General features: G+C 46.0%; 6 protein-coding genes, 2 tRNA genes and 3 rRNA genes. 3 read left to right on the top strand and 8 right to left on the bottom strand.

The genetic code is table 11. The features are described 5' to 3' along the window. The first annotated feature begins 7 nt into the window (after positions 1-7). Both MHH65_RS01015 and MHH65_RS01010 read left to right on the top strand, forming a co-directional pair. Positions 8-1,927 (top strand): glycoside hydrolase family 3 protein, encoded by a 1,920-nt coding sequence (locus tag MHH65_RS01015; RefSeq protein WP_268414606.1) that lies wholly within the window; start codon positions 8-10, stop codon positions 1,925-1,927. Between the two features lie 11 nt (positions 1,928-1,938). Then, complete coding sequence (locus tag MHH65_RS01010; protein ID WP_098677726.1) at positions 1,939-3,183, top strand: DUF1343 domain-containing protein; 1,245 nt, start codon at positions 1,939-1,941, stop codon at positions 3,181-3,183. Between the two features lie 42 nt (positions 3,184-3,225). On the opposite strand, the gene MHH65_RS01005 is transcribed toward MHH65_RS01010, so the two are convergent. From MHH65_RS01005 to MHH65_RS00975, 7 genes are all read right to left on the bottom strand, one after another. Next, on the bottom strand, positions 3,226-4,191 hold the full coding sequence (locus MHH65_RS01005) for a bile acid:sodium symporter family protein (protein ID WP_034283929.1): 966 nt from the start codon (positions 4,189-4,191) through the stop codon (positions 3,226-3,228). A gap of 62 nt (positions 4,192-4,253) precedes the next feature. Further along, positions 4,254-5,693 (bottom strand): SulP family inorganic anion transporter, encoded by a 1,440-nt coding sequence (locus MHH65_RS01000; RefSeq protein ID WP_065215429.1) that lies wholly within the window; start codon positions 5,691-5,693, stop codon positions 4,254-4,256. A gap of 355 nt (positions 5,694-6,048) precedes the next feature. Next, positions 6,049-6,121: transfer RNA gene (locus tag MHH65_RS00995), tRNA-Thr, on the bottom strand. Position 6,122: 1 nt separating this feature from the next. Then, a tRNA-Asn gene (locus MHH65_RS00990) sits at positions 6,123-6,197 on the bottom strand. Between the two features lie 42 nt (positions 6,198-6,239). Further along, positions 6,240-6,355, bottom strand: a 5S ribosomal RNA gene (gene rrf, locus MHH65_RS00985). 61 nt (positions 6,356-6,416) lie between these two features. Next, positions 6,417-9,347, bottom strand: a 23S ribosomal RNA gene (locus MHH65_RS00980). 182 nt (positions 9,348-9,529) lie between these two features. Next, positions 9,530-11,078, bottom strand: a 16S ribosomal RNA gene (locus MHH65_RS00975). The 16S, 23S and 5S rRNA genes sit together here with 2 tRNA genes alongside, the layout of an rRNA operon. A gap of 376 nt (positions 11,079-11,454) precedes the next feature. Here MHH65_RS00975 and pdaB point away from each other — a divergent pair. Then, positions 11,455-12,219, top strand: coding sequence for a polysaccharide deacetylase family sporulation protein PdaB (pdaB, locus tag MHH65_RS00970; RefSeq protein WP_024425619.1), 765 nt, complete (start codon positions 11,455-11,457; stop codon positions 12,217-12,219). Here the strand turns inward: pdaB and MHH65_RS00965 are convergent. Then, entirely contained in the window at positions 12,212-12,814 is a 603-nt protein-coding gene (locus tag MHH65_RS00965; RefSeq protein WP_034283864.1) for a KinB-signaling pathway activation protein, read from the bottom strand. The two genes, pdaB and MHH65_RS00965, sit on opposite strands and share 8 nt — an antisense overlap. Between the last annotated feature and the right edge of the window lie 32 nt (positions 12,815-12,846).

The raw sequence follows: 12,846 nt of genomic DNA, 5'->3' as shown, positions 1-12,846 counted from the left end.
GAATTCGATGTTGAAAGCTCTCTTCCCCGCTGCACTGGTTTTAGCCCTGCTAACCTCTTCCATTCCAACGGAAAAGGTTAGCTCTGCCTCTCTGCCAACCGCTAAACAAATGGTTCAAGACATGTCACTGGATGAAAAGATAGGTCAAATGCTCATGCCGGACTTTCGCAATTGGCAAACAAAAGATGAATCCGCACCTACAGGCTTCACAAAGATGAATAACGAAGTATCTCATCTTGTAGAAAAATATCATCTAGGCGGTGTCATCTTATTTGCCGAAAATGTCGTTGATACAGAACAAACCGTGAAACTCACCCATGAATTTCAAAAAGCATCACCAAACATTCCTTTACTCATTTCCATTGATCAAGAAGGCGGAATCGTCACAAGGTTACAAAAGGGAACACATTTCCCAGGAAATATGTCGATTGGTGCCTCTAGAAGCAAAAAAAATGCATATGACACAGGAAAAATCATCGGAAAAGAATTAAACGCCTTAGGCATCAATACAAACTTCTCTCCTGTGCTTGATGTGAATAATAACCCAAACAACCCCGTCATTGGTGTCCGTTCCTTTAGCTCTGATCCTGCTCTTGTCTCTAGACTTGGCCTTCAAACCATGAAAGGACTTCAAAAGGAAAAGACCATTTCCACACTAAAACATTTCCCGGGACATGGTGATACAGCCGTCGATAGTCACTACGGCTTGCCGCTCGTAGAGCATGACCTAGATCGTTTAAAAAGGGTTGAGCTGTATCCGTTCCAACAAGCGATCAATGCTGGTGCAGATATGGTCATGACCGCTCATGTGCAATTTCCTGCCATTGATGACACAACGTATCGAAGCAAAAAAGATGGCGAGGACATCATGGTTCCAGCAACCTTATCAAAAAAAGTCATCACAAACTTATTAAAAGAAGAGATGGGCTTTCACGGTGTTGTTGTGACAGACGCTCTAAACATGAAAGCGATTGCAGATAATTTCGGACAGGAAGAAGCCGTAGTGATGGCCATTAAAGCAGGTGTCGATATCGCTCTCATGCCAGCACCAGTCACCTCATTAAAAACAGAGAAAAACCTAGAGAATGTATTCAATGCTGTCAAACAAGCGATTTTAAAGAAAGAGATTCCGATATCTCAGATTAACGAATCTGTCGAAAAAATTCTTCAATTGAAAATCAAACGCGGCATTATTTCCTCCAAAAAACCAATCAGTCTTGAGAAAAAAATCAAAAAAGCCACTCAAGTCGTCGGGAAAAAGTTGCACCTTAAAGCAGAACAAAAAATGGCATGTGAAGGAATCACCCTGCTTAAAAACAACAAAAAGACCTTACCTTTCAAGCCTAAAAAGAATGACAAAATCGTGGTCATGGCACCTTATGAAGATCAGACAAAAGCAATGTCTGTCACAGTCGAATCTCTCATGAAACAAAAAAAGATCAAGCCTGTAAGCATCCAGTCATATGCTTTTGCGGATAAAACGTTCACCAAAGATACAGCCAAACTGATTCAAGAAGCTGACTATGTCATCACTGGCTCTTACGTTGTCCAAAATGATCCAGCTGTGAATGATGGCGTAATTGATGACAATGTCCAGGATCCGAAAAAATGGGCAACCGCCTTTCCTCGTGCTGTCATGAAAGAAGCAGCAGCACAAAACAAAAAAATGGTCATCATGAGTCTTAGAAATCCTTATGATGCGGCAAATTTTGAAGAAGCCGATGCCTTACTAGCTGTGTACGGTTTTAAAGGCTACTCAAACGGACAATTCAATCAGCCAAATATTCCTGCTGGACTAGAAGTGATATTTGGAGCTGCATCACCTAAAGGGAAACTGCCAGTTGATATCCCATCTGTCACTCATCCAAATCAAACCCTTTACCCATTCGGCTATGGCCTCAACTTGAAAGGGAAACAGATCAAATAGGAGGGATTCTCTTGAAGAAAACAGTCAGTTTCATACTCGCAAGCTTTCTCATGATGAGCACATTGACCGCTGCCTCTCCCGCAGAAGAACGAATAGTCACAAAAGGGAAAAAAGCATCAGTCAAAACAGGGATCGAAACACTACTCTCAAGCAATCTTTCATGGCTAAAAGGAAAAAGAGTTGGTCTCATTACAAACCCGACTGGCATCGATGCAAATATGAAAAGCAGTGTCGATCTCCTATTTGAACATCCAAATATCAAGCTCACTGCTTTATATGGACCTGAACACGGCGTACGCGGCGATGCACAAGCAGGAGAAGGCGTCGAATCCTATACCGACGAAAAAACAGGGCTTCCTGTTTACTCTCTTTATGGAAAAACAAGAAAACCAACTCCTGAAATGCTGAAAAATGTAGATGTCCTGCTGTTTGATATTCAAGACGTTGGTACTCGTTATTACACCTATATTTACACGATGGCCTATGCGATGGAAGCCGCTAAAGAAAACAACATTCCCTTTGTTGTCCTAGACCGCCCAAATCCCATTGGCGGACTAAAAGTAGAAGGACCTGTTTTAGAGCCTGAACACGCCTCATTTGTAGGGCTCTATCCCATCCCATTAAGACATGGAATGACTGCTGGTGAGCTTGCAAAACTGTTTAACAAAGAGTTTCATATCAATGCTGATGTAACAGTCATCAAAATGAAAAATTGGAAGCGGTCCATGACATTCGATGATACAAAGCTGCCGTTCGTCCTTCCTTCTCCTAACATGCCAACAGTGGATAGTACCTTTGTATATCCTGCCACAGGATTAATTGAAGGCACAAATGTCTCTGAAGGCAGAGGAACGACAAAACCATTCGAGCTCATTGGTGCACCATATATCAATAGCAGCGAGCTGGCAGATCATTTAAATAAGCTAAAACTAAAAGGCGTTCAATTTAGACCTGTGTCATTCACCCCCACATTTTCTAAACATGCCGGTACACTATCTCATGGTGTGCAGTTATACGTCACAGACCGCTCATCCTTCGAAGCGGTGAAAACGGGGTTATCCATTATCAAAGCAATACATGATTTATACCCTAATGACTTTGAGTTCCTTCAAACAGGCAGCTTTGATAAACTCATCGGGAATGGCTGGATGAAAGAAGAAATCAATAAAGGAACTTCCGTCAAACATATGATGAAACGCTATCATCACGACCTCAAAACATTCGAAAAGAAACGAAAAAAATATCTCATCTATTAAGATCACAAAAAAACTTCCATCTATCAAAGGATGGAGGTTTTTTCATGAGAAAGATTTGGTCACAGCAGGTGCTTTCAGCTCAAAACGATTGAGTAAGAAACCAAACAAGGCAGCAAGCACTTGCTGAAACAGCATGCCAATCACCACAGGAACAGCGACAGCAGGCGGGAAAAAGCTAATGGCAAGCACAGCCCCCGCACTAATGTTTCTCATACCGCCCGTATACACGATGGCCACAATCTCTCCTTGAGTACATTTCATCGTCTTTCCAATCAACCATGCAAACGCATATCCGCTCATCGCAATGAGAAACACAGTCGCTGCCTTGCTAAAAAATGCGGCATCCAGTTCACGCAAGTATGGCGCAACAACAGAACTGTTAATCGACACCACTACAAACAAGCCTATTTTTGAAAAAGGTGACAGTGTCTGACTAATCATTTTTGTCACAGCAGGCTTTGCATATTGACGAACGAGCATCCCTAAAATAGATGGAAGCACCACCATCCCAAACAGCCCTTTCATGATCGCGACCATGTCCATATGAACCTGTGTACCGGCCAAAAGTGACAAACTGGCTGGCACTATCAATGGCGAAAGCAATGTATCAATTAAAATAATGGATAACGTTAACCCAACATTCCCCTTATACATTGCCGCCCATATTAAACTAGAAACTCCTGTGGGAATCACCATTGCAAGTGTCAAACCGGTGATCGTCATAGCATCACCCGCAAATATGAGATGTCCCGCTGACCAAGCATAAAGAGGCATCAACACGTGCAAAATCATAAACGATAAAATCAAAGGCAATGGGTGCATCACTGTATGCTTTAAAGCCGAAAAAGTAGAAGACAAACTCCCTGCAAAGGTCATAACAGCAAATACCCATGGCACTAAAAACGTAAAATCCTTTAAATAGGCCGCCAATAAAACACCGAGTAACACACTAAAAGGTGTAATGAGCGGCATCATCCGGCCGAGTACTTGATTCAAACGCACAAGCATGCCGGCCACCTCCATCCCTTCACTTTCTTGCCTTTTCTATTGTAACAGACAGAAAGGCCTTTTTAAGAACCACTCACCTGTTTCATAAGCTTTTGACTTGATGTATCCATTCCAACTACGTCCACCTGGACGCCATTTGCTTGATACCTTTCCTTTATACGTTCTATCGCTGATACACCTGATTCATCCCATATACGTGCTTCAGACAAATCAATCACAACAGATTGGAGTTCTTTCCCCTGATGGAAAGCTTGGATCAAGTCAGTGACAGAAGCAAAGAAGATTTGTCCTTTAACTCGATATTCCCAAGTACCTGTCTGGCTTTCTTTAGACGTAATATGAAGCTTCGATATCTTTGCGACAAAGAATACCGCACTAAGCAGTACACCTGCAAAAACGCCTTTTGATAAATCATGAGTCAACACCACCGTCACGACCGTGACAACCATCACAATAGAATCTGTTTTCGGATTCTTTTTTAGCTGCTGAAAAGAACTCCAATCAAATGTGCCAATGGAAACCATGAACATCACAGCCACTAGAGCAGCCATCGGAATTTGAACCACAACATCACCTAGTACAAAAATCAGCACCATTAAAAAAGCACCCGCTACAAAGGTAGAAAGCCGGCCTCGTCCACCTGCCTTCGTATTAATCACAGATTGACCAATCATCGCGCAGCCAGCCATACCACCAAAGAATCCTGCAACCACATTAGCAATCCCTTGACCTCTCGCTTCCTTGTTCTTATTACTAGACGTCTCTGTCATATCATCGACAATCTGTGCGGTTAAAAGAGACTCAAGTAAACCAACCATCGCAAGTGCTAAAGAATAAGGAAAAATGATAGCAAGTGTTTCCCAACTAAACGGAACTTGAGGAATCAGAAAAACAGGCAAAGAACTTGGAAGCTCTCCCATATCTCCAACAGTTCTAACATCAATATGTCCAAATACAGCCAATAATGTCATTACAATAATGGCAATGAGTGGGGAAGGTATCACCTTTATCACCTTAGGCAATAAATAAATGATCAGCAGGGCACCACCTGTCATCATATACATGGCTAATGATTCCCCAACGAAATGTGGAAGCTGAGCCATGAAGATCATAATAGCCAACGCATTGACAAAGCCAACCATGACGGACCTCGGAATAAATTTCATCAAACGAGATACTCGGCACAATCCGAACACAATTTGAATCAAACCCGTCAAAATCGTAGCTGCAAACAAATATTGCAACCCATGATCAGCAACCAAGTGAACCATGACGAGAGCCATAGCCCCTGTTGCAGCCGAAATCATGCCTGGGCGTCCACCAACAAACGAAATCACAATCGCAATACAAAACGATGCATACAACCCGACTTTCGGATCAACGCCCGCAATAATCGAAAACGCAATGGCTTCAGGAATTAAAGCCAGCGCGACTAATATACCCGCAAGAACGTCCTGACGTACATGTCCAAACCATTCTTGCTTTACAAATAAATCTTTCAAACCATCTACTCCTTTTTATATACATTCCGTACATGGAAAAAGAAGATCAACTATACCTGGAGATGAAGAAAGGAAAAACAAACGATACTTCACTTTCGGGGGAAAAGAGGAACGTACAGAGTCTTTTGATATAGAGGATATCACTTTAGTAAGAATAAAAGAAAGAGACTGAAGAATCAAGAACAAAAAGAAGGAGATAAGTAAAAAAGCGATGCAACAATGCTGTGCAAGCCGTTTTATTCGCTTTCCTAAAGTCATCAGTCTATTGATCATCGAGCAGTTCAATATATATGTAAACAAACAAAAAAAGCCTTCTCATCATCGAGAAACCTTGTCATATCAACATATAGAGGAAAGCTTCCAAGCGGGCTCGAACCGCTGACCTCTTCCTTACCATGGAAGTGCTCTACCTACTGAGCTATGGAAGCATGGCTCCGCAGGTAGGACTCGAACCTACGACCGATCGGTTAACAGCCGATAGCTCTACCACTGAGCTACTGCGGAATGATAAAGTAACTTCTTCCATTGGAAGGATATAAACAAAAAGCTTGGCGGCGTCCTACTCTCACAGGGGGAAACCCCCAACTACCATCGGCGCTGAAGAGCTTAACTTCCGTGTTCGGTATGGGAACGGGTGTGACCTCTTCGCTATCGCCACCAAACCTGATGGAGAGAATGTTCTCTCAAAACTAGATAACAATGTTCAAACTTCACATTAGAATATAGGTTAAGTCCTCGATCTATTAGTATCTGTCAGCTCCACGTGTCACCACGCTTCCACCTCAGACCTATCAACCTGATCATCTTTCAGGGATCTTACTTCCTTGCGGAATGGGAAATCTCATCTTGAGGGGGGCTTCATGCTTAGATGCTTTCAGCACTTATCCCGTCCGCACATAGCTACCCAGCGATGCCCTTGGCAGAACAACTGGTACACCAGCGGTGCGTCCATCCCGGTCCTCTCGTACTAAGGACAGCTCCTCTCAAATTTCCTGCGCCCGCGACGGATAGGGACCGAACTGTCTCACGACGTTCTGAACCCAGCTCGCGTACCGCTTTAATGGGCGAACAGCCCAACCCTTGGGACCGACTACAGCCCCAGGATGCGATGAGCCGACATCGAGGTGCCAAACCTCCCCGTCGATGTGGACTCTTGGGGGAGATAAGCCTGTTATCCCCGGGGTAGCTTTTATCCGTTGAGCGATGGCCCTTCCATGCGGAACCACCGGATCACTAAGCCCGACTTTCGTCCCTGCTCGACTTGTAGGTCTCGCAGTCAAGCTCCCTTGTGCCTTTACACTCTGCGAATGATTTCCAACCATTCTGAGGGAACCTTTGGGCGCCTCCGTTACATTTTAGGAGGCGACCGCCCCAGTCAAACTGCCCACCTGACACTGTCTCCCTGCCCGATAAGGGCAGCGGGTTAGAAGGTCAATACAGCCAGGGTAGTATCCCACCGATGCCTCCACCGAAGCTAGCGCTCCGGTTTCCAAGGCTCCTACCTATCCTGTACAAGCTGTACCAACATTCAATATCAGGCTGCAGTAAAGCTCCACGGGGTCTTTCCGTCCTGTCGCGGGTAACCTGCATCTTCACAGGTACTATAATTTCACCGAGTCTCTCGTTGAGACAGTGCCCAGATCGTTGCGCCTTTCGTGCGGGTCGGAACTTACCCGACAAGGAATTTCGCTACCTTAGGACCGTTATAGTTACGGCCGCCGTTTACTGGGGCTTCAATTCGCACCTTCGCTTACGCTAAGCGCTCCTCTTAACCTTCCAGCACCGGGCAGGCGTCAGCCCCTATACTTCGCCTTACGGCTTCGCAGAGACCTGTGTTTTTGCTAAACAGTCGCCTGGGCCTATTCACTGCGGCTTCTCGGGGCTTTAACACCCTAAGAAGCACCCCTTCTCCCGAAGTTACGGGGTCATTTTGCCGAGTTCCTTAACGAGAGTTCTCTCGATCACCTTAGGATTCTCTCCTCGCCTACCTGTGTCGGTTTGCGGTACGGGCACCTCTCACCTCGCTAGAGGCTTTTCTTGGCAGTGTGGAATCAGGAACTTCGCTACTAAATTTCGCTCGCCATCACAGCTCAGCCTTTACGGGAAACGGATTTGCCTATTTCCCAGCCTAACTGCTTGGACGCGGATATCCAATACCGCGCTTACCCTATCCTCCTGCGTCCCCCCATTGCTCAAATGGTGAGGAGGTGGTACAGGAATATCAACCTGTTGTCCATCGCCTACGCCTTTCGGCCTCGGCTTAGGTCCCGACTAACCCTGAGCGGACGAGCCTTCCTCAGGAAACCTTAGGCATTCGGTGGACGGGATTCTCACCCGTCTTTCGCTACTCATACCGGCATTCTCACTTCTAAGCGCTCCACCAGTCCTTCCGGTCTGGCTTCACAGCCCTTAGAACGCTCTCCTACCACTGTTCGTAAGAACAGTCCGCAGCTTCGGTGATACGTTTAGCCCCGGTACATTTTCGGCGCAGAGTCACTCGACCAGTGAGCTATTACGCACTCTTTAAATGGTGGCTGCTTCTAAGCCAACATCCTGGTTGTCTAAGCAACTCCACATCCTTTTCCACTTAACGTATACTTTGGGACCTTAGCTGGCGGTCTGGGCTGTTTCCCTTTCGACTACGGATCTTATCACTCGCAGTCTGACTCCCAAGGATAAGTCATCGGCATTCGGAGTTTGACTGAATTCGGTAACCCGGTAGGGGCCCCTAGTCCAATCAGTGCTCTACCTCCGAGACTCTTACCTTGAGGCTAGCCCTAAAGCTATTTCGGAGAGAACCAGCTATCTCCAGGTTCGATTGGCATTTCACCCCTACCCACACCTCATCCCCGCACTTTTCAACGTGCGTGGGTTCGGGCCTCCATTCAGTGTTACCTGAACTTCACCCTGGACATGGGTAGATCACCTGGTTTCGGGTCTACGACCACGTACTCATGCGCCCTATTCAGACTCGCTTTCGCTGCGGCTCCGCATCTTCTGCTTAACCTTGCACGGGATCGTAACTCGCCGGTTCATTCTACAAAAGGCACGCCATCACCCGTTAACGGGCTCTGACTACTTGTAGGCACACGGTTTCAGGATCTATTTCACTCCCCTTCCGGGGTGCTTTTCACCTTTCCCTCACGGTACTGGTTCACTATCGGTCACTAGGGAGTATTTAGCCTTGGGAGATGGTCCTCCCGGATTCCGACGGAATTTCACGTGTTCCGCCGTACTCAGGATCCACTCTGGAGAGAACAACATTTCAGTTACAGGGCTGTTACCTTCTTTGGCGGGCCTTTCCAGACCTCTTCGCTTATATCGTTCCTTTGTAACTCCGTATAGAGTGTCCTACAACCCCAAGAGGCAAGCCTCTTGGTTTGGGCTGTTCCCGTTTCGCTCGCCGCTACTCAGGGAATCGCATTTGCTTTCTCTTCCTCCGGGTACTTAGATGTTTCAGTTCCCCGGGTATGCCTTCTCATACTCTATGTATTCAAGTATGGATACTACTCCATTACGAGCAGTGGGTTTCCCCATTCGGAAATCTCCGGATCAAAGCTTGCTTACAGCTCCCCGAAGCATATCGGTGTTCGTCCCGTCCTTCATCGGCTCCTAGTGCCAAGGCATCCACCGTGCGCCCTTTCTAACTTAACCATTTCTTACTTTAGAAAGAATCACTATGTGTGATGAACTTTGCATTGCATTCAATGTGAATGTATTACTTATTGTTATCTAGTTTTCAAAGAACAATCCTGTCTCGCTAGAGACATGTTTTGAAGGAATGATCCTTCAAAACTAAACAAGACGAAAACGCACGCTGCTCCATATATCCTTAGAAAGGAGGTGATCCAGCCGCACCTTCCGATACGGCTACCTTGTTACGACTTCACCCCAATCATCTGCCCCACCTTCGGCGGCTGGCTCCATAAAGGTTACCTCACCGACTTCGGGTGTTGCAAACTCTCGTGGTGTGACGGGCGGTGTGTACAAGGCCCGGGAACGTATTCACCGCGGCATGCTGATCCGCGATTACTAGCGATTCCAGCTTCACGCAGTCGAGTTGCAGACTGCGATCCGAACTGAGAACAGATTTATGGGATTGGCTAAACCTTGCGGTCTTGCAGCCCTTTGTTCTGTCCATTGTAGCACGTGTGTAGCCCAGGTCATAAGGGGCATGATGATTTGACGTCATCCCCACCTTCCTCCGGTTTGTCACCGGCAGTCACCTTAGAGTGCCCAACTGAATGCTGGCAACTAAGATCAAGGGTTGCGCTCGTTGCGGGACTTAACCCAACATCTCACGACACGAGCTGACGACAACCATGCACCACCTGTCACTCTGTCCCCGAAGGGAAAGCCCTATCTCTAGGGTTGTCAGAGGATGTCAAGACCTGGTAAGGTTCTTCGCGTTGCTTCGAATTAAACCACATGCTCCACCGCTTGTGCGGGCCCCCGTCAATTCCTTTGAGTTTCAGTCTTGCGACCGTACTCCCCAGGCGGAGTGCTTAATGCGTTAGCTGCAGCACTAAGGGGCGGAAACCCCCTAACACTTAGCACTCATCGTTTACGGCGTGGACTACCAGGGTATCTAATCCTGTTCGCTCCCCACGCTTTCGCTCCTCAGCGTCAGTTACAGACCAGAGAGTCGCCTTCGCCACTGGTGTTCCTCCACATCTCTACGCATTTCACCGCTACACGTGGAATTCCACTCTCCTCTTCTGCACTCAAGTTTCCCAGTTTCCAATGACCCTCCCCGGTTGAGCCGGGGGCTTTCACATCAGACTTAAGAAACCGCCTGCGAGCCCTTTACGCCCAATAATTCCGGACAACGCTTGCCACCTACGTATTACCGCGGCTGCTGGCACGTAGTTAGCCGTGGCTTTCTGGTTAGGTACCGTCAAGGTGCGAGCAGTTACTCTCGCACTTGTTCTTCCCTAACAACAGAGCTTTACGATCCGAAAACCTTCATCACTCACGCGGCGTTGCTCCGTCAGACTTTCGTCCATTGCGGAAGATTCCCTACTGCTGCCTCCCGTAGGAGTCTGGGCCGTGTCTCAGTCCCAGTGTGGCCGATCACCCTCTCAGGTCGGCTACGCATCGTCGCCTTGGTGAGCCATTACCCCACCAACTAGCTAATGCGCCGCGGGTCCATCTGTAAGTGACAGCCGAAACCGTCTTTCATCCTTGAACCATGCGGTTCAAGGAACTATCCGGTATTAGCTCCGGTTTCCCGGAGTTATCCCAGTCTTACAGGCAGGTTACCCACGTGTTACTCACCCGTCCGCCGCTAACATCCGGGAGCAAGCTCCCTTCTGTCCGCTCGACTTGCATGTATTAGGCACGCCGCCAGCGTTCGTCCTGAGCCAGGATCAAACTCTCCGAAAAAGTACAAAACCGAAGTTTTGCTTTTCGCCAGTTTGACTGACTACCTATGAAGTTTCATAGGATTTTTTTATAAAAACTCGAATTAACAGGTACGTTTTGTCTTGTTTAGTTTTCAAAGATCATCTCCGCCGTTCTTAGCGGCTTTAATAATATAACATTTCGCTTCATATTATGTCAACAACTTTTTTCAAGTTTATTTCCCGAAGCGTTTTGTGTTTGTCACTGTGTGTCAGCGACGATTAATAATATATCACGAAAACATTCTATTGGTCAACGCCTTTTCGAAACTTTTTTTGAAATAGTTTTATTAAGCATCTTAAACCCTTGTCCTGCATACAATCAAGTAACAATCTTGGACAAGGCAGGAGTGTTTGAATTGAGTCGATTATATGTGTTGCCTATTAAACGGCTGAAGCAAGTTGTCATTATTCTTGTAGCAGCCCTTGCAGCTGCAACCTTTTTTTATGTACAAAAGGCACCGCCGCTGTCGGTATTTAAAACTGAACATGGACCCCGAGCCATTTATAAAGGAGAGACTTCATCAAAACATGTCTCTCTCACTTTTAATATTGGCTGGGGGGATGAGAAGGCTGTTCCTATTTTAAATGTCCTTCGAGAGTACGGTATAAAGAACGCCACTTTCTTTCTGTCTGCTTCTTGGGCTGAGCGTCATCCTGATATCGTGAAACAAATTAGGGAGGACGGCCATCAAATTGGAAGCCTCGGCTATGCTTATAAAAATTATAGCCAGCTTGAAGATAGTGAAATCAAGCAAGATCTTGTCCGTGCACAAAATACATTTCAAAAGCTTGGACTAGATGACATTCAACTATTAAGACCGCCAACTGGACAGTTTAACGAAACAGCACTGAAAATTGCCACACAGTACGGTTATACCGTTGTTCATTACAGCATCAATTCACAGGATTGGCTGAATCCGGGTGTCGACCAAATTGTTCAAAATGTAAATGATCGAATGAAAAGCGGAGACATTGTTCTCCTTCACGCCTCAGATTCAGCAACCCAAACCGCTCAAGCCTTACCAGCTATTTTGAAACAAATAAAAGAAAAGCATTTAAAAAATGTGACAGTTGGCGAACTGATCTCCAACACGAAAACAAAGTCATCAGAAGTTAAGTAGCTTTCGCTTTTGAAAACCGCGGCATCGCTAAAAGCTGAAACGCATTACAGCCTAATAGCGGGAACAGCATTAAATACAGCCAGTCCTCTTCATTGACTCTGAGCGCCGGGAACCATTCTAACGACGTGATGACGACCATGAGAAACATTGCAGAAACAAATGTTTTCTTAGAGGACTGCTGCTGTTTAAAATAAGCCACGATCAATGCAAACACACCGATAAAAACAGGCAGCCACAAGTATGGAAGAAATGAATCATTCTCCCCGAAAAACAAAAATCGCAAGTAAGCTAAATCAAACAGCACAAAAATCACAAGAAACAGCTGAATGGTATTCCATAAAGAATGTGACCGGAAAATCTCTAACGCAAACCGGTGCACCGTCAAGAAGACAACAAACCCCATCTGGCTAATGACACTAAAGATCATCCCTACACCAATGAACCAAAACAATACAGATGCGATCTCTAGAATTTCAAACGATATAAAAAGCTTCTGATATTTCCCCCACTCCAGCGCAAAGCCTACCACGCTTGTAATGACCGCTCCAACAGCTAGCACAGAGAAGAAAAAACGAACTAAATCCCGACTTTTCATTGAATTGATCCAACCCCTATTTTTGTTATGTA

The sequence above is a fragment of the Bacillus sp. FSL L8-0654 genome, assembly GCF_038629965.1.
Classification (GTDB): Bacteria; Bacillota; Bacilli; order Bacillales; family Bacillaceae; genus Bacillus; species Bacillus safensis.
The sequence above is the reverse complement of the archived record's forward strand: the minus strand, read 5'-3'. Positions and strand labels throughout refer to the sequence as shown.